At 41.8% G+C, this 22,455-nt stretch carries 18 protein-coding genes and 1 tRNA gene; 4 read left to right on the top strand and 15 right to left on the bottom strand.

The features are described 5' to 3' along the window. Positions 1-99: 99 nt before the first annotated feature. Positions 100-681 (bottom strand): crossover junction endodeoxyribonuclease RuvC, encoded by a 582-nt coding sequence (gene ruvC / locus VYJ22_RS04855; RefSeq protein WP_329905574.1) that lies wholly within the window; start codon positions 679-681, stop codon positions 100-102. 11 nt (positions 682-692) lie between these two features. After that, complete coding sequence (locus VYJ22_RS04850; protein ID WP_329905386.1) at positions 693-1,025, bottom strand: DUF4286 family protein; 333 nt, start codon at positions 1,023-1,025, stop codon at positions 693-695. A gap of 66 nt (positions 1,026-1,091) precedes the next feature. Here VYJ22_RS04850 and VYJ22_RS04845 point away from each other — a divergent pair. The 4 genes from VYJ22_RS04845 (at position 1,092) to VYJ22_RS04830 (ending at position 7,330) form a co-directional block, all read left to right on the top strand. Then, a tRNA-Ala gene (locus VYJ22_RS04845) sits at positions 1,092-1,165 on the top strand. Positions 1,166-1,332: 167 nt separating this feature from the next. Further along, positions 1,333-2,259 (top strand): DMT family transporter, encoded by a 927-nt coding sequence (locus VYJ22_RS04840; RefSeq protein WP_329905384.1) that lies wholly within the window; start codon positions 1,333-1,335, stop codon positions 2,257-2,259. Between the two features lie 305 nt (positions 2,260-2,564). After that, the gene (locus VYJ22_RS04835; protein WP_407989381.1) at positions 2,565-5,831 is read left to right on the top strand and encodes a S41 family peptidase; all 3,267 of its coding nucleotides are present in this window, start codon (positions 2,565-2,567) and stop codon (positions 5,829-5,831) included. Positions 5,832-7,111: 1,280 nt separating this feature from the next. Continuing rightward, positions 7,112-7,330, top strand: coding sequence for a hypothetical protein (locus tag VYJ22_RS04830; RefSeq protein ID WP_329905383.1), 219 nt, complete (start codon positions 7,112-7,114; stop codon positions 7,328-7,330). A gap of 1 nt (position 7,331) precedes the next feature. Here the strand turns inward: VYJ22_RS04830 and VYJ22_RS04825 are convergent, their stop codons facing one another. The 13 genes from VYJ22_RS04825 to nspC form a co-directional block, all read right to left on the bottom strand. Next, on the bottom strand, positions 7,332-8,069 hold the full coding sequence (locus VYJ22_RS04825) for a phosphatase PAP2 family protein (protein ID WP_329905382.1): 738 nt from the start codon (positions 8,067-8,069) through the stop codon (positions 7,332-7,334). A 10-nt stretch (positions 8,070-8,079) separates the two neighbouring features. Beyond that, the gene (locus tag VYJ22_RS04820) at positions 8,080-8,937 is read right to left on the bottom strand and encodes an SH3 domain-containing protein (RefSeq protein WP_329905381.1); all 858 of its coding nucleotides are present in this window, start codon (positions 8,935-8,937) and stop codon (positions 8,080-8,082) included. 9 nt (positions 8,938-8,946) lie between these two features. Next, positions 8,947-10,779 carry a BatD family protein gene (locus VYJ22_RS04815; protein ID WP_329905380.1) on the bottom strand — a complete coding sequence of 611 codons (1,833 nt, stop codon included), beginning with the start codon at positions 10,777-10,779 and terminating at the stop codon, positions 8,947-8,949. A gap of 7 nt (positions 10,780-10,786) precedes the next feature. Next, positions 10,787-11,479 carry a tetratricopeptide repeat protein gene (locus VYJ22_RS04810; RefSeq protein ID WP_329905379.1) on the bottom strand — a complete coding sequence of 231 codons (693 nt, stop codon included), beginning with the start codon at positions 11,477-11,479 and terminating at the stop codon, positions 10,787-10,789. A gap of 46 nt (positions 11,480-11,525) precedes the next feature. Next, positions 11,526-12,554 carry a vWA domain-containing protein gene (locus VYJ22_RS04805; RefSeq protein ID WP_329905378.1) on the bottom strand — a complete coding sequence of 343 codons (1,029 nt, stop codon included), beginning with the start codon at positions 12,552-12,554 and terminating at the stop codon, positions 11,526-11,528. Then, positions 12,554-13,537, bottom strand: coding sequence for a vWA domain-containing protein (locus tag VYJ22_RS04800; RefSeq protein WP_329905377.1), 984 nt, complete (start codon positions 13,535-13,537; stop codon positions 12,554-12,556). Before VYJ22_RS04800 ends, VYJ22_RS04805 begins: the two co-directional genes overlap by 1 nt. Further along, positions 13,534-14,526, bottom strand: a complete 993-nt coding sequence (locus VYJ22_RS04795; RefSeq protein WP_329905376.1) for a BatD family protein — start codon at positions 14,524-14,526, stop codon at positions 13,534-13,536. The genes VYJ22_RS04800 and VYJ22_RS04795 overlap by 4 nt, the downstream gene beginning before the upstream one ends. 6 nt (positions 14,527-14,532) lie before the next feature. After that, complete coding sequence (locus VYJ22_RS04790) at positions 14,533-15,405, bottom strand: DUF58 domain-containing protein (protein ID WP_329905375.1); 873 nt, start codon at positions 15,403-15,405, stop codon at positions 14,533-14,535. Between the two features lie 14 nt (positions 15,406-15,419). Next, positions 15,420-16,412, bottom strand: coding sequence for an AAA family ATPase (locus tag VYJ22_RS04785; protein WP_329905373.1), 993 nt, complete (start codon positions 16,410-16,412; stop codon positions 15,420-15,422). A gap of 153 nt (positions 16,413-16,565) precedes the next feature. Then, complete coding sequence (locus tag VYJ22_RS04780) at positions 16,566-18,044, bottom strand: LysM peptidoglycan-binding domain-containing protein (RefSeq protein WP_329905371.1); 1,479 nt, start codon at positions 18,042-18,044, stop codon at positions 16,566-16,568. Between the two features lie 24 nt (positions 18,045-18,068). Next, positions 18,069-19,382 (bottom strand): 30S ribosomal protein S12 methylthiotransferase RimO, encoded by a 1,314-nt coding sequence (rimO, locus tag VYJ22_RS04775; protein ID WP_329905370.1) that lies wholly within the window; start codon positions 19,380-19,382, stop codon positions 18,069-18,071. Beyond that, the gene (gene ftsY / locus VYJ22_RS04770) at positions 19,379-20,332 is read right to left on the bottom strand and encodes a signal recognition particle-docking protein FtsY (RefSeq protein ID WP_329905369.1); all 954 of its coding nucleotides are present in this window, start codon (positions 20,330-20,332) and stop codon (positions 19,379-19,381) included. Before ftsY ends, rimO begins: the two co-directional genes overlap by 4 nt. A 21-nt stretch (positions 20,333-20,353) precedes the next feature. Further along, positions 20,354-21,499: a carboxynorspermidine decarboxylase gene (nspC, locus tag VYJ22_RS04765; protein WP_329905368.1), complete on the bottom strand. Its 1,146-nt coding sequence runs from the start codon at positions 21,497-21,499 to the stop codon at positions 20,354-20,356. Positions 21,500-22,455: the final 956 nt, after the last annotated feature.

Raw genomic sequence — 22,455 nt, 5'->3', positions numbered from 1 at the left:
ATCACTGCTCACGTTTGGTTATTGGCTTGCAATACCAGGCATACATACACTTCGCCAATCTTGGATATCGGTAAAGCTAAAGTCTCCTCAGAAACAATCTTATTTCAAGCCCTTGACTCTACCGGGATTCTGCTTTACAAAGTCGCCCCAGTTTTTGGTTGCACCTTTATTACTCCCCGTCATAGGGATAGATGTTGTAAAAAAATGGCACAAAGCCGCCGCTACACCATCAGTTGCATCTAGATCCGCAGGCATATCTTTTTCAGGAATTTTGAGAAAGCGCTGCACCATACCGGCGACTTGCTCTTTGGATGCTCCACCATTGCCGGTGATGGCTTGCTTGATACGCATAGGTACATACTCCGTAATAGGAATATCATAACTCAGTGCCGAAGCCATAGCTACCCCTTGAGCACGCCCCAACTTGAGCATACTCTGTACATTCTTTCCAAAGAAAGGAGCTTCGATAGCAAGTTCATCGGGTTTGAATTCTTCAATAAGACCGCTTACTCGATCAAATATTCTTTTGAGTCGCAGGTAATGATTTTCAAATTTGCTCAATCTGATTACCCCCATTGCCATGAGTTCAGCCTTCTGCCCCCTCACTCTGATTAGGCCGTAGCCCATAATCAATGTGCCGGGATCTATACCCATGATAATGCGTTCGTTTGGATTAGACATCATAACTTCTATCAGATTTCTTCAATCTCCATCATGGTTATAAAGCCTGCCATTCGATTGGCAAAACGGTCTGCCAAAGCTTCATTCAAATCCACACCGTACTCTTCGAAATATTTGTCCAGTACAGCCATATTTTTTGCTTCGAAATGTAAAGCATAGCTTACCCCCTCCTCTGCGGCATTATCTTTGAGGACACGATGCAAGCGGGGATTACTCAATAGATTGGTTTTCAACACTGCAGGGATAAACTCTGATTTAATATAAGAGACAAACTCCGAACAGATAGCCGGATCAACTGCAAATGTGGTGTTGTATACAATCATTTTTTCTTGAACTTTATTCATATTTATCAACAAAAGTAGGTATTAGTTTCAGAATTATACTTACATTTGCCCTCGAAAAAGAAACACGGGGTATTAGCTCATCTGGCTAGAGCGCAACACTGGCAGTGTTGAGGTGAGCGGTTCGAGTCCGCTATACTCCACTCACATCATCATTTATCGATTACCCCGGAATGTAATCGTCAATATTAGTCCTAAATGACCTGTACAGGTTATTTAGGACTAATCATATCAGAGGGCATAGGCAAACAGCGGGAGAAAGATAATACGGTAAATTGGTATTTTGAGTAACTGTGGTTATTTTTGTCCAATGATGCCAACCAACAACAAAATCAAAGGACTGCTTGCCGCCTTATTGGGTACATCCATTATAGGGCTGTCTTATATCTTTGTCAAAATAGGACTCAGATACAGTAGCCCCATAGATTTACTTGCCGATCGTTTATTGCTTGCTTTTGCGGCAATATACATACTACAGCGCACACGCATGGTAAAGATAAGGGCGGTAAACTACCACCAAAAAATATCTTTATTCGGACTATCTCTTTTATATCCGGCAGGATTCTTTGCTTTCCAGATATTAGGCATACGTATTGTCCCCGCTTCGGAAGCAGCTATTATTTATGCACTTTTACCTGTAGTGACACTCATGGCATCGAGTATTATACTCAAGGAGCGTACCATCTTTGTCCAGAAGCTTGGCTCTGTGCTCTCGGTTTTAGGAGTAATTTACATCACCGTACAATCCGTGCACAGTGTTTCCATGAATTATTGGGGATACATATTTATTCTGATTTCGCTGGTTACCATTGTTGCTTATTTTATCGTACTCAAACATATTATCTCGGACATTCCTCCTATCACTGTGACCTTTTATATTCTCTTATATTCCACGTTGCTTATCAATGTGATCAACGTAGGCATTTATGGTCTGGAGCATAATTTCAGGGATTACTTCGTGCGTTTCCATTTCCCTCAATACATCTATATTTTGATATATTTGGGCATTCTTTCCACATTGGTTACCTCGTTTCTTACCAATTACAGCCTCAAGGTATTGCCGGCATCTATCGTGGGAGTATTCAACAATCTCAGTCCCGTGATAGGATTATTTGCAGGAGTACTGCTTCTGAGCGAAACGCTCCATATTTACTATATCTACGGAGGTATACTCGTATTGGCAGGACTGGCACTAAGCTCTCTGACCAAAAGTGAGGATAAAAACAAAAAAAAATGATAATGCACAGAGGGAGCCTGGTTTCTCTTTCCATTAAATAAGCTCTTGAGGTTGGTATTTAGAGCTAAACAATGCATCAAAATCATAATTTGCAATACAAACTACCGTAAATTAAAATAGGCGCCTTGCCGATAACGGTTAATTTCCATATTTTTGTTTTTTACGGTATATTGTTTCATGATGTATGCCGGGCTTAGAGATTAAACACAATAATCGCATTTTAGTCTTTTGAAATACAATTATGAATATTATTAATTACCCTAAATCCAAAGCACACAAATAATCTTCAATAATAAAACATCGAAATGAAAATCAAAAAGTTCATCATTTCAGTCATTGCGACAGCATCATTCTTCATAACAGTAGGCGCTCAGAACAACCCTCTGTGGATGAGATATCCTGCAATATCGCCTGACGGCAAAGAAATTGCCTTCTCCTATCAGGGTGATATTTATAAAGTATCGTCCAATGGAGGACAAGCTGTAAGACTGACAACTAACCCGGCTTATGATTCCAAGCCTGTATGGTCTCCAGACGGCAGAACCATTGCATTCCAAAGCGATCGCAACTTCGGTAGCAAAGATATCTATGTCATGTCTGCTACAGGAGGTGCTGCCAAGAGAATAACTACCCACTCCGGTGGCGAAACGCCATACACTTTCACACGCGATGGCAAAAAAGTAATTTTCTCCGCACACATACAAGACCTTGTTACCAGTGCCATGTTTCCGAGAACGGGTTTCACGGAGCTTTACCAAGTATCTCTTGACGGCGGTAGGCCGGAGATGATATTACCCACGCCGGCACTCAATATCTGTTTGAACAAAAAAGGAGACAAATTTGTCTATCAGGATCTCAAAGGATTTGAAAATGTGTGGCGCAAACATCACACCTCATCCGTAACACGAGATATCTACCTTTACGACATCAAAACAGACACTCATAGCCCCATAGTTACATGGCAGGGTGAAGACACCGATCCTGTTTTTGCTTCAGATGAAAGAAACATTTATTTCCTGAGTGAAAGATCGGGGTCATTCAATGTTTATAAAACATCCGTAGCCAAAGATGCCGAAGCCAAGCAGCTCACCAACTTCAAAGAACATCCCGTAAGATTCCTCAGTATTGCCAATGATGATAAACTCTGTTTTGGGTTCGACGGAGAGATATACACCATGCAAGAAGGTCAAAAACCTCGCAGAGTAAACGTCACAATACTCAATGACAATGACCAAGACAATATCACACCTATGACTTTCAGTAGAGGCGTTACATCCGCTGCCGTTTCGCCCGATGGCAAGCAAATAGCTATGGTAATCCGTGGTGAAGTTTTTGTAACCTCTGCTGATTACTCTACGACCAAGCAAATCACCTTTACGCCCGAAGCAGAGAGTGGAGTTTCTTTCGGTGCCGACAACAGATCTCTTGTATATACCAGTAACCGTGACGGCAAGTCTGACCTATACATTGCACGTATAGAACGCAAGGAAGACCTCAATTTCCCCAACGCTACCCTGATCAAAGAAGAGAAATTGATCAAAAACAACGATTCCGAAAAACAAAACCCCGAGTTCTCCCCGGATGGTAAAGAGATAGCCTTTGTGATGGACAGATCCAAACTCATGGTTTATAACATTGCCAATAAAAGCATCAGACAAATTACAGATGGTAAGTATCAGCACGAAACAACAGGAAGCATGAACTACAGCTGGTCGCCTGACGGCAAATGGTTTGTATTGGAATATGTTTCCAACAACCATGCACCATACTCAGACGTTGGTATCGTAAGTTCGCAACAGCCCAACGGTAAGATACACAACCTCACCAATAGTGGTTACTTCGATCAGAATCCTCGATGGGTCATGGGTGGTAATGCTATTATCTACAGCTCTGAGCAGTACGGCATGCGCAACCATGCTTCGTGGGGCTCTATGAGTGACGTAATGATTGTATTCCTCAACCGTGAAGCTTACAACAAGTACATGCTCAATACTGAAGAATACGAACTGCTTACCGAAGCCGAAAAAGCAGCCAAGAATAAAGAAGAGGAAGAAAAGAAAAAAGAAGACAAAAAGAAGGAAGACGCCAAAGATAAAAAAGATCAGAAAGCGAAAAAAGATATTGTAGTGGAATTTGACAATATCGATACACGCATTGTACGACTTACTCCAAACTCTTCACAGCTGGGCGATGCTTACATCACACAAGACGGCAAGAACCTTTACTACATGGCTGCCTTTGAGGGTGGATATGACCTGTGGGAGCATGATCTCAGAAAACGCTCTACCCAACTTCTCAAAAAGCTCAACGGCTCATGGGTGGGATTTACCCCTGACAAAGAAGGCAAGAATCTATTTATGATCGGAGGCAGTTCCATACAGAAGATGGAAGTACCTTCTGGCAAAATCACACCCGTATCCTTCAGTGCGGAGATGAAGCTCGACAAAGACAAAGAGCGAGCTTATATGTACAAAGTGGTCAAAGAAGAGGAAGCCAAGAGATTCTACCGCAAAGATATGCATGGAGTAAACTGGGACAAACTGACAAAGCATTATGAGAAATTTCTGCCGTATATCAATAACAACTACGACTTCTCGGAGATGCTCAGTGAACTCCTGGGTGAACTGAATGTATCGCACACAGGATCAGGCTACAGATCTACAAGCTTTGCTGACCAAACGGCTGAGTTGGGACTCTTTCTCGACATCAAACCGGGCAAAAAAGGGCTCAAAGTACAGGAAATCATTGTAGGCGGACCTTTTGATAATTATCGCTCCAAAGTAAAACCGGGAGACATCATAGAAAAGATTGACGGTAACGAGATCACAGAGAATACCGATTACTTCCCATTTCTCAATGGCAAAGTAAAAAAGAATGTGCTTGTCTCTTTCTACTCTCCTGAGAGAAAAGAGCGGTGGGATGAGGTGATCAAACCTATCTCATCAGGTACGCTGAGTTCACTCCTCTACGACAGATGGATCAAGCAACGTGCCGCAGAAGTAGAAAAACTGTCAAACGGCAAACTGGGCTATGTACATATTCCATCTATGGGCGACGAGAGTTTCCGTAAGGTTTACTCCGATGCTTTGGGTAAGTACTATGAAAAGGAAGGCATCGTCATAGATATCCGCTACAATGGCGGAGGTCGTCTGCACGAAGACATCGAAACGTTCTTCTCCGGCAGTAAATATCTCACCCAAGTAATACGCGGTAAAAAATATTGTGACATGCCCAGCCGCCGATGGACTAAGCCATCTGTAATGATGATTTGTGAGGCAGACTATTCCAATGCACACGGCACCCCATGGGTATACAAGCACATGAAAATAGGTAAACTTGTAGGTATGCCTGTTCCCGGCACCATGACCAGTGTAAACTGGGTAACACTGCAAGATCCCACACTATACTTCGGTATACCGGCTGTAGGTTATGAGAAAGCCGATGGCACGTATTTGGAGAACTTCCAGTTGGAACCGGACGTGAAAGTGAAGCTAGATCCCAAGAAAATTATCAAGGGAGAAGATAATCAAATAGAAGCAGCTGTAAAACAACTGCTCAAAGATATAAAATAGCAAAACCATATTTTACATATAGAAGTAAGGGCGATAGCATGATGATGCTATCGCCCTTTACTGTATATCGGTAGAGAGTATCGTATCATAAGTATATAACCCCGCTATTTTGAAGATTCATATTTATCCGTAATGCTGAGTTCTACCACCGTATGCTCACTTCTAGCTTTACACACAATACTTCCGTCCTAACCTGTAACTCATGTTCGGGAATTAAATGCTATGCGAATACTCTGGGCATGAGGTAATATATCATTTTGCATCTTTCTACCGTTAGCAAACACTTTTCAACGCATTTATATGAGAAAGCCACGTCCCACACAAAGTCAAAATAACATTATGATACCTATAAATCCAATATAGCATTCATATAGTCACATCAAGCTTGCCTCAAAGGGGGCTTGACAAAGGGGGGAGTCATGTATTATCTTTATAAACCAATTAAAGACAAATGACCTCCAAAAACAAATATATGCGGACTAATAATACTATGATAAATAATTGTATAAGAGTAAAATTCCAGGCTGGGTGTAAACGACTTCAACTGACAGCTCTGCCATCACACATCTTTAATTGCGCAAAAGCTTTGCATACCTTATACTTCGTTAAACTATTAGTCTGATTGACCTATAATTTACTCCTTGCATATCCTATCCCCCCTCGTTGCCTAGAAAAGAGTGTCCTGCATTTCTCATATCACAATTCTATACTCTCCTTCAATTATATCACAGTTGAAACGGGCTTGTATTTCAGTTAAAACACCTCTGTACTTTAGTTAAAATGTTTCTGTATTTTAACTAAAACATAAAAACATTTTAGTTAAGACACAACAATACTTTAGTTAAAACAAGGCGATGTCTCAACTGAAGCATTTTCACCTTCATACAATCTTATTATTATATCTGCGTAAGAGATACTACCCTGTGTAGATATTCATAATTGCACTTCTAAAAAGTATTGTGATAACGTTTATGAAAAAAAATATTATCCTTCAATAATTTAGTTAATACATTATGAATAACTTACAAAATACAATTATAAGAAACAGCAATCAGCCTGATTATCAAATCGACAGGAGAAAAGCAATAATAATGACTTATTGACAAGCAGACAGATACAAAAAAGGGAATGGATATATCACATCATAAAAAGAGACTGTTGCAAAAGTCAACAATCTCGTGGATTTTGGAGGCAAAGCCGACAAAAGACACTTTGATCGGGCAGAGTAGGTAAAGTGCAAGGCGCTAAGAGTGAGTGCACAGGGAGTTTACTTCAGGTAAATGACCAAGCGCGAATCTCGCAAGCAACGAAGCAATTGGCCTGCTATGCAACGGTCTCAAAAAGTCAAAAGCGAGAGCCAACTCCATATAACAAATAAACACAAAGGATATAAACTCCTTTGTGTTTATTTGCTTTTGGTCATCACACTCCTAAGAATAAGTCCTACATGGGGACTGCAATGGCAGGATCTGTACTGCCTGCATCAGAGAAGCAGATAGTTTACTTCTTGATGTATTCCAGTTTGGGCTGTTCGATGAAAGTACCCGTTATCTGAGCTATCTGAGCTGACACGGTAAGTAAAAACACCATAAATAGGATGAGGGAATAGTTCCACAACTTAATACCATGAGAGAATACTTTTCCCGTATTTTTCTCATACGGTGTGATCCACATATAACGCATCCATAAATAAATACGATATACAAGATATCCTACAGCCAAACCAACGATCATCCCTACTACAATATCCGAGACAAAATGTACGCCCAAATAAATACGACTATAGGCTATAATAGCGGTAATAGTAAAGATAATAATGGTATAAAGTCTGTTCTTATAAATAAGTGAGGTATACAAAGCATATGCAAAGAAATTGGAGGCATGTCCGGAAAAGAAACCGTACTTACCGCCTCTATATCCATATACAACGCTTACACTATCGCTTACACCGGGAAAATGTGTAGGTCGTAAGCGGGCAAAAAACGGCTTGGCCAAATGAGAGCTCAGCTGGTCACAAATAAGGATGCAAAGAGCCATACCGATGAGAAGAAATACAGCTTCCTTCGTTGCTCTTTTATAAAAAATAAAATAAAGAAATGCAATGATGATGCCCACCCAAGCCCACTTATTGGAGATAAGATACATAAAAGCATCCCAATATGGGGTGTGGTGGCTGTTGAGAAACTCAAAGAGTTCTTTTTCATGCTGAACAAATCGGTCCAAAAAACTTAAAGGCATTGGTTAAATATTATTGAGGTTCGTTATTATTGATAATTTCCATATAGGATTTTTCCAACCAGCCCTGCTTACCGTCTTCTATTTTAATAGGATACCAATTATTGATCTCCTCGCCCGTGATCTTTACTTTGGTACCTTCGTGTATATTGAATACTACAGTACCATTGGTGTCAGGCGTGCTGCGTACACTCACCCTACCCTCCATGATAATGGCTTCATTGTAAGCATCGGTATATTGTGATCTTTGGTGCGTACCCATCATATTGAATAGGATGCAAAGAATGAGGCTGATAACAGCGATATAAAAACCAAGTTTCTTTTTACCAGAAGTACGAGCCAGAAAATAATATACAACTCCTCCCAGAAAAACAGCAAAGAAAACAACACCTAATATATTCAGGGTAAATAGCGTGATAGAAAAGCTAAGAGTATTCCACAGATTGCCGAAGAAAGTATCGCCCGGAGTAATCTTGTCTATGGTTTTGAGTTGAGCCATGCGCAAGTTGTCCTTGATATCATTGTCCATAGGATCAAGCAGAAGCGCTCTCTCATAGTTGAGTATTGCAGGACCCATTTTACCTAACCGATAGAAACAATTGCCAAGATTGTAGTAATAGGATGAATACCCCCCTTTGGTCTGGATGAGATGCTCATAAATGGCAGCAGCAGAGTCATAGTCCTTCTTATTGTAGAGATCGACAGGATCGCCTTGAAGATTGACTTCTTTGAGTGCTTTATCACCTGTCTTTTCCAGAGAGGTAGTGTCTGCCGATTTGGGTTTGATAACAAGTGAATCTTGAGCCGAAGCAATACTATAGCTGCACAGCAGAACAATAAAACTTATGAGATATTTATGAATATTTGACATTGCACAGATTTACTTTGTTTTGAAATTTTCTATTTTACCAATAATCTCAGCTGTATGGCTGTAAAGGTCATCCATAGCTCCTTTGTCTCCGGAAGGTGCATAGCGTGCAAACTCCGCTTGATCTATAATGCCTAGAAGTTCGCCTGACGTTTCTTGGTCAATACCTTTTTCCATCAAAGCCTGGCGGATATTATCCCTGTTGAGGAGTGATAGTGGCAACTTGAATTTATCACCCAAATAACCCCATAAAGCTTGGAGTATTTCATTGTAAAACTCATCTTCCTTGCCTGCTCTTTTATAAACATCAGACTGTTTGAGGCGCTTCACTGCAACCTTATTGGCCTTGCGGTGTCGGAGATCCACAATATCGGCATTGAGGGCAATCTGTTTTCTCAATACAAAAAGGACAATGAGACTGATCAGCAGCAATAGCAAATAGACAGCCACATAGCCATTGCTACGGGAAAACTCTAATCCGTCAAGTGTACTCTTTCCCTGATTTTTCTTAAGATAGCGGATGTCTTGATTGAGAAGTTTTACATCTTCCTTGTTGGATGAAGAGCTAATCACACTTGTAGAGCTTTTGCCCTTAGCCACATTAAGTTCGAAAGGATTGCTTTTGATCGTTTTATATCTGGCGTCGGTAGGATCAAAATAAGAAAATTCAATCGGTGGTATGGTGAATTTTCCGGTTTGTCGAGGTACGGCATAGTACTCTATAGTCTTAGTACCCGTAACACTTCCGCCACCAACATTGAGCTGATTTTCGACTTTGGGATCAAACACTTCAAATTCTGACGGGAAACTTACTTTAGGATTGGATACTAATTTAATATTTCCTTTACCTGTAATAGTAAGCCTTAAGATAAGCGACTCATTGGTTTTTGGCTCTCCGCTGGTGATCTCGGCTTTCAAGCCGTAAGAGCCTACTGCACCATTGAAACTGGACGGCTTGCCTGCCGTGGGCAAAGCCTGTACATCAATAGCAACAGGAGAAGTATACAGTTTTCTTTTGACGAGTATGGGGCTGGCAAAGAACGGATCTATATCATCATCATCGGGCGGTAGTGCAAGGCCTAACTCTATCATACCGGCAGGGATAACAAGTCTTCCTGATTTTTGAGGGAATAGAATCACCTGCTGTATTACAGCCGTTCTGTAGTTGCGCCCATTGTATGTCTCAAGATTGAGTTGTGATTTATCTTTATCATCTACGGTCTGTGAGATGAAACCATCGTACTCTGGCATTTTGAGGTCTTCGAGTTGGCGTATGCCTATATTGGCATTGACAAAGAGCTTGAAAGTAACTGCTATGGCTTCCTGCTCATATACCTTGGTCTTACTTACAATAGCTCGGTAAAAGAGATTATTGCTATTGAGCGAAGGAGTATTGGCTGCACCATTGACATTACCTCCGCCTGACGACGAAGCCGAGCTACCTGCACCGGAGGGAAGTACTTTGATCTTGAATGGTGAAGTGGTGTACTTATCACCCTTGATACGGATGGATGCTTCACCGATATTGAACACACCTTCTTTCTGCGGCATGAGCGTATAGGTATAGCTATTGCTTGTGCTGGAAGAGGTGCGACCGTTTACAATCTGGATTGAGGAACTTGTGGCTATTGCCGGTCCGAATAAGACATCAAAACCGGAGAAAGAGGGTGCATTGAAATCTGTACCTCTACCACCCTCGGCAACAAAAACAATCTGAAACCTTTCGCCCATGGCTACACTCGGGGGAGCCTGTACTTTGAACGAAACTTGTGCATTCAATGCTGTGCAGGCAATCAAATGCAACACGAACAAACCGTATAATATGTGATGACTTCTCTTTACCATGCTTTTTCTACCACTTCTTTTTTATTCTAGTATTGGCTTGCTGAGCTTTTTCTTTCTTAGCTTTTTCTATTTTCTCCCGAGTATTATCCTCGTCCTGCTTGTAAGCATTGAGTATCTGCTCCGCTTGTTGCTTACTCATCTCTTGTTGCTCAGGGTTACCTTGAGATTGATTATTATCTTTTTTCTCCTTGTCTTGCTTGTCGTCTTTCTTGTCCTGATCTTTATTGTTCTGTTGCTGATCCTTGTTTTGATCTTTATTCTTGTCTTTGTTATCCTTATTATTGTCCTTGTTCTGGTTATTTTGTTGTTGTTGCTGCTGCTGTTGTTTCAGCAGATTACGAGCCAAAACATAGTTGTATCTCGTATCGTTGTCATCAGGATTGAGTTTCAATGACTGTTTATAGGCTTCAACACTCTTGGCATAGTCCTTCTTGTGCATATAGATGTTGCCCATATTGTGCATCACATCCGCCTTCTTCTCAGGGGAGAGTGTAGGATTTTCTGCCAATGAAGAGTAGTAATTGATAGCCTCATCCTGCTTATTCTGTTTATATAGAGCATCAGCCAAGCCAAACTTGGCAGCTGAGGATAAGCTGTCTTTTTGTAAAGCTTTGCGATAACGTATCTCTGACTGCGTAAAGGAATTCTTCTTAAACAGTTTATTCCCTTTACGAGTATCAGTCTTTGCTCCTTGCGCCATCAAGCTACAAGGGACCAAGAACAATATTAAAAGATATATAACATGTTTACTTTTCATCCTTGAATATATTATGTTTTCTAAGAAATCTGCTTTTACGTTCTTGGATAAAGAATTCGATGATAAGCAGGATCAAAGCGATCTGTGCAAACCGCTCGTATAATTCTATATAACCTGTAGGTGCATTGAGGGAAACATTGGCTTTGGGCAACTTATCAAGTTGGGTGATAAGACTCTCGGCTATAGACGAAGCATTCTGCCCCGTGATAAAAATACCGTCACCGGCCTCTGCTATTTGCCTACACATTTGTTCGTTGAACTTCGTGATCACCACATTACCGTTTTCGTCTTTGAGATAGTTATTATCGTAAGGGATGGGACCACCTTCAGGTGTGCCTATACCAATTACGTTAACTTTGATATTTTTCCCAAAAGCCTCTTTAGCTGCACCTATAGCATCATCCTCATGATTCTCGCCATCGGTGAGTACTATGATAGCCTTACCGATATCTTTATTGGAAGAAAATGACTTGGTAGCTAAACTGATCGACTGGCCAATGGCAGTACCTTGGGTAGATACCATATAGGGATCGATATCGCCAAGCAACTCTTTGGCCGCAGATAAATCCGTGGTAATAGGTATCTGTGTGTATGCATTGCCAGCAAAGACAATCAACCCCACCTTATCTCCGGCCATCTTGTCCAACAAACGCGTTAGGACTTGCTTGGAGAACTTAAGTCTATTAGGCGCTAAGTCTTGGCTCAACATAGAATTGGAAATATCCAAACAGATCATGGCTTCAATGCCTTTTTGGTCTTCAGGCGTTTGCGAACCTCCGGGTATCTGCGGACGTGCCAGTACTATGATAAGAAAACAAATAGCCAGTATGAGCAAACTGCCTCTGAGCATTCGTCTTTTAGCAGAAGCTTCGGGCTTGAGCAGCTTGAGCATCTTCACCTCAGCGAACTTGCGTTGCAGCGATCTTCTTTTATAATATGCGTAGAACCAAATCACCACAAGTGGTATCACGAGTAGTAACAGGTAAAAATATTCGGGATTATAGAAATGCAGTTTCATCACGGGTTAGTTCTTAAATATGTGTTGCGAAGAATGAACTCCAAGAGCAGCAGAATAAATGCTATCAAAGCAAAAATAAAGTATTCTTCGTGATGTACCTGAAAACTCTGTGTGGAGAGTTTGGTCTTCTCCAGCTTATCGATCTCTTGATAGATTGATTCCAAGCTTTTGTTATCTACAGCTCGGAAATATTTGCCACCACTGACTTCGGCTATATTCTTAAGAGTGGGTTCGTCTATATCGACGGGAACCATCTGAATACGCGTTCCAAAAGCTGTGGGAATAGGATAAGGGGCTTCACCACGCGTACCTACACCTATAGTGTATACTCTGATGCCGAATGTTTGAGCCAGTTTAGCTCCCATATTCGGAGTGATGTCTCCTCGGTTGTTGGAGCCGTCAGTAAGGAGGATAATTACTTTACTTTTAGCTTTACTGTTTTTAAGACGGTTTACCGATGTAGCAAGTCCTACTCCTATAGCAGTACCGTCTTCCAGCATGCCGATATGAATATCCTGCATTCTATTTAAGAGTACGGCATGATCCGTAGTAAGCGGACACAAAGTAAAAGTTTCACCGGCAAATATTACCGAGCCTATATTATCGTTGGGGCGGTTGTTGATAAAAGTTTGCGCCACTCCAAGTGCAGCTTCGAGACGATTGGGTTTGAGATCCATCGCTTGCATACTACCGGAGATATCCAAAGCCAACATAATATCAATGCCCTCCACGCTGTCTTTGCTCCAGCTATTGGAACTCTGCGGACGAGCTATCGCAATAATGATAGCAGCAATAGCTAATGTACGCAATACGAAAAGAGCATGTCTCAAATATGCACGTAAACCGCCACCCATTTTGTCCAGTGATTTCATGGAAGAAATGAGTAGCGTTGGGTGTGTTTTGTTTATTCTATAGATATACCAAGCAATGAGCAATGGTATAATCAGCAACAAAAATAACAGCTTGGGATGCAAAAACGTCATGCTTCACTCCTTTCTTCCGCAGTGTCGCCTTCGGATTTAACCCATTCCGCATTTGCTGTGCGTATAAAGTCTACTGCTAATACCATAGACAGTCTGTCTTCATCGGGCAAAGACTTATAATTGGCAAACTTTGCCAAGTTAGCTGTTTTGAGTATTCTTTTCAGCTTTGTAGTGAGATCTTGATGCCCCAGTAGCTCTATGTAATCGATCAATTCTGTTGAAGTCATCTCCATTACAGACACATGCTTTACCTCTTCTATGTAGTGTCTGAGGATGTCTGTCATTTTAGTATAATAAAGTTTATACTGACCACTCTCCGGCAATTTTTCCTTCGAGAGGACTGTAAGTGCGGTAAGAGCTCTTTCTATAGGAGGGATGAGAGGATTGATCTGTGGTGCCTCCGACTTTTCACGCTTCAACTTATACCCACGACTTTCATACCATATCATGAGAGCCAATAGCAGAGCTATGATTACCCAACTAATAGGATTACCATATACCAGTATCAGTATATCCTTCAAAGTATAAGGCACCTTCCACGGTTTCTTAATATCCTTGAATTTCTCGGGGTGCTGCATATCGACATCAGGTTGCAGTACTTTGAGCACAAGACTATTCGACTTTGCTTGCAGGGTTCCTGCTTGCACCGTGATAGGCGGTATCGTTACAAGCTCTACGGAGTCAAAAGAAGTAATGAGCATTTTCATTTTTACCTCTTTGACTCTTCCGTCAATATCAATGGTATCTACCGGAGCAAACTGCAATACTTCAAAGTGACGCACGGTAGAATCCTCCGGCAAAAACAGTTTAGTCTTAGCCAAGTCACCGGTACGTACCGTTATATCTATTACAGCCTGCTCTCCTACTTTTATCTGGTCTCTGTCTATCTTTGCTTGGATAGATAAGTTCTGAGCTTTCGCACCTTGAGCGACTGTCAGAAATAAAAGCAGAAGAAGGGATGAGTAGTATCTATGATTAATCCTTTTCATTTTGAATTAGGACCTTCGTTTAAATAATTGAATAAGCTCAGGCACATAGTCCTGTCCTGTGTGAACTTCGACCTGATCGATGCCCAAGCGACTACATAGTTGTTTGCGCTTGTTATCCTGAGTTTCGAAAGCCTTCAGATAAGTGTCCCTGATCTTTCTTGACGAAGTATCGATCCATCTCTCTTGACCGCTTTCGGCATCCAACATTCTGATGAGCCCCATATTGGGAAGCTCTTCCTCTCTGATATCATAAGTACGTATACAAACGATATCATGCCGGCGTGAAGATATGGTAAGAGCATTCTTATAGTCTTCGTCATTGTCCATAAAATCAGAAATAAGGAATGACGTACACCTTTTCTTCAACACTTGCGTAAGATAAGTAAGAGGAACGGAAAGATGTGTACCTCTAGACTGAGGACTAAACTCCAGAAGTTCTCTTATTATATACAATATATGTTTCTTGCCGCTTTTGGGCGGTATGAACTTTTCTATCTTATCGGTAAAAAGGATGGCTCCTACCTTATCATTATTTTGAATAGCCGAGAATGCCAGTGTGGCAGCGATCTCCGTGGTGAGCTCTCTTTTAGTTTCGCTTTGCGTACCAAAGAGAGTACTTCCCGATAGATCCACCATAAGCATTACCGTAAGCTCTCGTTCCTCTTCAAAGACCTTGATAAAGGGATGCGCGTATCTGGCGGTAACGTTCCAGTCAATATCCCGCACGTCATCACCTACCTGATAGTTGCGCACTTCGCTAAAAGCCATACCCCTTCCTTTAAATGCAGAGTGATATTGCCCCGCAAATATTTGTTCGGATAAGCCTCTGGCTTTTATTTCTATCCTTCTTACTTTCTTTAGAAGATCTGTCGTTTGCACGTCCAGCTTAATAATTAAGGTACTTCAACTTTGTTCAGAATCTCACTTATTATAGCTTCAGCCGTGAGGCTTGAAGCTTCAGCTTCGTAGCTGAGCCCCAAACGGTGACGCATCACGTCATGGCATACTGCGCGTACGTCTTCGGGGATAACGTATCCTCTTTGTTTGATGAAGGCATAAGCTCTTGATGCCAAAGCTAAATTGATAGAAGCACGAGGCGATGCTCCAAAAGAGATCATCGGCTTCAGCTCCTCCATACCGGCGAGCTCCGGATAGCGGGTAGCGTATACTATATCTACGATGTAACGCTCGATCTTTTCGTCTATATAAACCTGCTGTACCACCTTGCGAGCTTCGATAATGTCCTCTTTTGTCACCATAGGCTTGATCTCAGGCTGCATAGGCTTGATTTGTTGACGTATGATTTGTGCCTCTTCCGTCTTTTCAGGATAAGATATCAGCACCTTCAGCATAAAACGATCCACCTGCGCTTCCGGCAACGGGTAAGTCCCCTCTTGTTCAATAGGGTTCTGAGTAGCCATTACCAAAAAAGGATTGGGCAGCTTGTAGGTTTTCTCTCCTATAGTCACCTGTCTTTCCTGCATGGCTTCGAGCAAAGCACTCTGCACTTTGGCCGGTGCACGGTTGATCTCATCCGCAAGGATAAAGTTAGAGAATATTGGTCCCTGCTTAACTTGAAATTCCTCTTTCTTCTGGCTGTACATCATTGTTCCCACTACGTCGGCAGGCAGCAAATCCGGTGTAAACTGGATTCTTTTGTAATCTGCATCGATGAGGTTGGCCAATGTTTTTATCGCCAATGTTTTTGCCAATCCCGGCACTCCTTCCAAAAGAATATGCCCATCAGCCAATAGTCCTATAAGCAGTGATTCTATCAGGTGGTTTTGCCCTACAATCGATTGGTGCATCCCTTGTTTAAGAAGTTGCACAAACGAACTCTTTTGCTCGATGTACTCGGTAAGAGCTCTTATGTCAATAGGTTCCATGAATTGTTATTCGTCTATTTATGGTTTATATATGCTCGTTATCTATTAATCTATTGTGTGAAGCCTTATCATAACTCTCGCTTTCTTATATTCTTGTATATGGTGTAGCGAAATGTAAATTTACAAAAATTAACCGCAACCGCCTATAAAACGTTAGTAGTTTCCTTTTATTATGGAGTTATTGATATCTCTTTGTATGATTAACGCCTTTTTCACCGAATTAGTATTTTTAGCATCTATACCGTATTTTTCTGCTGCAGGAAGTGTCAGCTTAGTTCCTGCAGGTATATTATTAGGATCCTTAATAATATTACCATTCTCAAGATAGATATAGACCCAAAAAGCCTTATGACCGTATTTAGCTAAAGCCTTATTGGTAAGTTTATCGCCTTTTTTCAGGATTATCTTTTCCGCATAATTAGCTGAGGAAGACGGAATTTCTTTTTCTACAGATTTTAGATTTTGATCTATCGAATCCACCCCGTGCGACATGCTACTTATTTCATTTTCGATAGAATCGTTCTTCACAGAATCGCCCGGTATCTCTCCTTCAAATACGGGTTCTTCTGTTACTATCGTGGTATCGACTACCGTTTCAGATCCGTTGTGTAATAAGTTGGGCATTTTATTGTGAAAAAGCAGATATAGGACGGTTCCAATGACTAGGAATAGAATAATAAGCAGAATATACTGTACATTTCGGGCTTTTTTCTCCTTAATCTTCTTTGGGTCATCACCTCCTTGATTTGTGGGTTTGTCTTTTTGAGCCGATTTTACGGCAGGAGGAGCATCTTTGCTTGTAATCTCTCCAGCTTTATTTACAGACTCTCCTTTCGCCCCTTCTCCTGCCACAATAGTAGCTTCTTCCTTTTTATCCCCAATATTGTCATTGGCCGATCGTCCATGAGAAACATCGGTAGGAGGCATAACTATCGGTTGTATATGATCATCCTTGGGAGACTGTGTCTTAACCTCACGAGGAGGTAAATTCTCAAAATGAGGCTCGGGCTTATTGATAACCAAAATGTAATACTTCGGAGCCAGATCCGTCTCATCCCAAGACTGCACTTCTTTTACAGGCGTTTTGCTATCCTGCTTGTCAGAACTTACAAGCACTGGGGAAAACATCGAAAAAGGTTTGTTCAAGTTCTCGGGCACTTCTCCCAATGGGCTAAAAACATAGCCGTCATAATTCCCCGCATGATCTATCAATGGTTCGAAATAACCTATATTCTTCCAGAATACTTTATTTCCTTTCTTTATCAAACGGTCAAAAACTATCGCAATACTCTCCCACCATCCATTTACGACTTCGAGAGTGTATCCCGTGGTCTCGTGCAGAGCCTGCACAAGTGTATCATCCGTATACCCGTCTGTCCCCGGTTCGATAGGGGCAAGCTCCAGTTGCACCGCTGGGGGGATGAGATACAACTCACCCGTAGGCAAGTGAGCAATGTATTCAAGTTGCTTATGGGCACTCCACACCCCTATATTTCTTTGCACTACTTTCTCGCCCAGATTGAGTCGGCTTGCGAGTTGTGACGTAAAAGCGCTCCACAAACTTTCTGAGGTGGCTATCTCTATGCGTGCGTTATTTGCCAGTTGGGCAATCCATAATTCGTCTTGTATCATGAGATTGAAGGTTTTGTTTATTTTTTATTTTTTTATTTCGCCGTAAAGGTCAAAAGTTTCTGCTCTATTTATTGTTACGGGATAGAAGTGTCCCACTTTGGGAATAATAAGATCATTTCCCGTGGAGATAAGTACTTCCTGATCCACTTCTGGAGAATCAAACTCCGTTCTTCCTATGAAATAATCCCCCTCCTTACGGTCAATAATGGTTTTGAAGGTATGCCCTACCTTAGCATCATTTATTTCAGTCGCTATGCGCTGCTGCAAAGCCATCAGCTCATCGAGGCGAGCTTGTTTTACTTCCAAAGGAATTATATCATCATAGTTATTGCCCGCGTAGGTGCCTTGCTCATGAGAATATACAAAGGCGCCCAGTCTTTCGAATCGGATATCTTTTACAAACTGCTTGAGTTCCTCGAAATCCTGCTCGCTCTCTCCGGGATGCCCGGTCATGAGGGTGGTGCGTAGATGAATGCCCGGAACTTCCTGCCTCATCAGATGCAGTAAATCATACGTGGCTTCCTTGGTGATATTCCTACGCATGGCTTTGAGCATATTATTACTGATATGTTGGAGGGCAATATCCATATAATTACACACATTGTCCCGCTCTCTCATCACTCTGAGTATGTCTGTGGGAAAATGTGCAGGATAAGCATAGTGCAGCCTTATCCACTCCAACCCTTGAATATCGGAAAGTCGCTCCACCAGTTCCGGCAGGGCATTTCTTCGGTACCGATCGATACCGTAAAATGTAAGATCTTGAGCTATAAGCTGAATTTCCTTGACACCGATACGACTGAGCTCTCGTGCTTCCTGCACGATCTCATCCATGTCACGGGACTTATGTTTGCCTGTGATGATGGGTATAGCGCAGTATGAGCAGGTGCGGTCGCATCCTTCGGATATTTTGAGATAGGCGTAGTGCTTAGGGGTAGTAATAGACCGGTTTGTGCCGGCAAGATTATCATTATAATAAGCTTTGCCCAAATCACCGATCAGATTCTTCCAGTTAAATTTGCCGTAATAAGCATCTACTTCGGGGATTTCCGTCTTCAGGTCATCCATGAAACGTTCCGTGAGGCAACCCATAACATACACAGCACCCACACGTCCGTCCTTCTTGGCTTCTACCAGCTCCAATATCATATTTACTGATTCTTCCTGTGCATCACCAATAAATCCGCAAGTATTGAGCACGACAATCTCTCCGTTTACTTTCTCGGGATTATGCTTTACTGTGTAACCGTTTGCCAGGAACTGTTTGATCAGAGCCTCTGAGTCAACAAGGTTTTTGGAACACCCCAAGGTGATCACATCTACGCGATTCTTTCTCATTCGCCAAATAAAGAGTCTACAAATTCTTTTTTATTAAACAACTGAAGGTCTTCCATACCCTCTCCAAGTCCTATGTATTTCACAGGGATCTTGAACTGATCCGATATTCCTATGACTACACCTCCCTTGGCTGTGCCGTCGAGCTTAGTTATAGCCAGTGCATTGACCTCGGTAGCAGCCGTAAACTGCTTGGCCTGCTCAAAGGCATTTTGTCCCGTAGAGCCATCCAATATAAGCAGGATCTCATTAGGAGCATACGGTACCACTTTTTGCATCACACGCTTGATCTTGGTCAGCTCGTTCATGAGCCCTACCTTGTTGTGCAAGCGCCCAGCCGTATCGATAATCACCACATCGGCATCAGCTTTTACAGCCGCACTCACGGTATCAAATGCTACAGAAGCGGGGTCTGCACCCATCTTCTGCTTCACAATGGGGACTTGCACTCTATCCGCCCAGATCTCTAATTGCTCTATAGCGGCTGCTCTAAAAGTATCAGCTGCTCCCAGCATCACTTTATATCCATTTTGCTTGAACTGATATGCCAGCTTACCTATGGTGGTAGTCTTGCCCACACCATTGACTCCCACCACCATGATCACATAGGGCTTTTTGTCATGCGGGAGTTCGAAGTTGTCAGCATCGTTGCTTCCATTTTCAGTCAGCAGTTCCGATATCTCACTTCTGAGTATGCCGTTGAGTTCCGAAGTAGATACATACTTATCCCGTGCCACACGCTCTTCGATGCGCCTGATTACTTTGAGGGTGGTATCTACGCCCACGTCCGATGTGATCAGCACATCTTCAAGATCATCCAGGACTTCATCATCAACTTTGCTTTTGCCGGCAACGGCTCTGGTCAATTTAGAGAAAACATTCTCTTTACTCTTGGACAACCCTTCGTCCAGAGTTTCTTTCTTTTTCTTGGAGAAAAAACCGAAAACGCCCATATCTGTAATTGTATTTATTTCTTAGTCCATTCTGTACTTATAGTCGTCATAGCCATACTCCCTCAGCACTTCACAAGAGCCATCGGTGTGCTGTAAAACTATTGAGGGATGAGGGATTCCATTGAACATATTGGTCTTCACCGTGGTGTAGTGGATCATATCTTCAAAAATAATCTCATCCCCTATCGCCAAAGGCTTGTCAAACTCCCAATATCCTATAAAATCACCACTCAGGCAGCTATTGCCGCCTATGCGATAAGTGTTTTTGTCGGGACGGTGCTCCTCTGCACTCACAGCACCCCTGATAGCCGGCTGATAAGGCATCTCCAAGCAGTCAGGCATGTGGCATGTAAAAGATACGTCTACAATAGCCGTAGCGATACCGTGATGAGTAACAATATCTATAACAGAGCTACGCAAAAAACCCGTTTGCCATGCAAAAGCACTCCCTGGTTCCAAGATAAGATGCAGATGCGGATGGCGATTTTTGAAAGATCTGAGTACCTCGATGAGATGCTCTACGTTGTAGTCCTTACGGGTCATCAGATGCCCGCCTCCCATATTGAGCCATTTGGCCTCGGCAAGAGGGCGTGCAAAGTTATTCTCGATAAGTTCCAGAGTCTTCTCCAGATCATATGATGTACCCTCACACAGTGAATGAAAGTGGAGTCCCTCTACGCCTTGCGGCAGATGGTCTCCAAACTCGGCAGCAGGTACTCCAAAGCGTGATCCCGGGGAACATGGATTGTACAAGTCTGTCTCTACAGCTGAGTATTCGGGATTGATGCGTATTCCGTATGAGATGCCGTCGTTGGGACTCATGAGCGGTCTCATCTGTTCTATCTGTGAGAAGGAGTTGAAAGTGATATGGCTACTCCAGCGTTGTATCAGGGGAAAGTTGTCCTGCGTGTATCCGGGACTGAAGGTATGAGCCTTGGCACCCATCTCCTCGTATGCCAATCTTGCTTCATGGATCGAGCTGGCAGTACTATGCGGTACGTATTGTGTGATGATAGGGAAGGTCTTCCAGAGGGCATATGCCTTGAAAGCCAGAATTATCTCCACTCCGGCGTTTTGCGCCACGTAGCTGATGAGTTCGAGATTTCGTCGTAATAATTTCTCTTCCAGCACATAGCACGGCCCGGTTATTTTATTGAGATCTGTCATTAAATGTCGATACATAATATGTTACATTTACAAAGATAAATATAAAATACCTAATTGTCTGATTTTGGCCCTCCCACGCTCTCCAAGAGAGGCTTTAAGGCTTGAAGAGTAATGATAAAAATATACAGTAGAGAAACGACTGTTCACATATATTCGCAGTAAAATGAGTATATACACACTTGGGAAAACACCAAGAAAATAATCAAACTGACAGCTATTAGCAATTTTCGCTATCATTATGCCACCGAAAATCTTGGTTGAAGCATGAATAATTATTTTACAAAGCACTATTACACTGGATACTAAATTATGAGGAAATATCTTTTTTTGAAAAATTTATCTGCGATGTGCCTAAATCGTGTAATTATTGACCCATAAAAACGATAAAACAGCTGGCAAAAATACAATATCGAAATCATAGCCATAACAATTATACTTTAGTTAAAACGCAATTGTATTTTAACTAAAACGTTTGAGTATCTTAGTTAAAACACACAAATACTTTAACTAAAACACAGAAATGTTTTAACTGTAATACGAAGGTCGAAATGTAAAATACGATGAAAAAATATACGGGAGGCAGCTCCCTACGGGACAATAGGGGCATGATGATTTAGAAGGACAAGACCGAGATTGATTATGACAATATAATAGGGTAAGGCATGAGTGTCAGGGTGTATAAGTGATATGACGGGAGGGATATACAGGCATGTACTGCCAATATACACTCTCCTGGCATCGAATCATTTAAAAAACTCATTGTCATATCTATATGAAAATAAAAATTTGTATTCAAGAAGTCTATCTTTTTTCTTATTTCTACAAATATAATACATAGAGCCACCCTTTGTCAAGCCCTTAAGCGCAAAGATCCGAAATAACAAAATGATCCCATTTTCCCTTATATACAATCGGATTGTCACTTTAGGGAAATGCATCGCTTTAATCCCATTTAC

This window comes from Porphyromonas pogonae (assembly GCF_036320655.1).
Lineage (GTDB): Bacteria > Bacteroidota > Bacteroidia > Bacteroidales > Porphyromonadaceae > Porphyromonas > Porphyromonas pogonae.
Note: the sequence above shows the minus strand (reverse complement) of the source record. Positions and strands in the feature narration are given on the sequence as shown.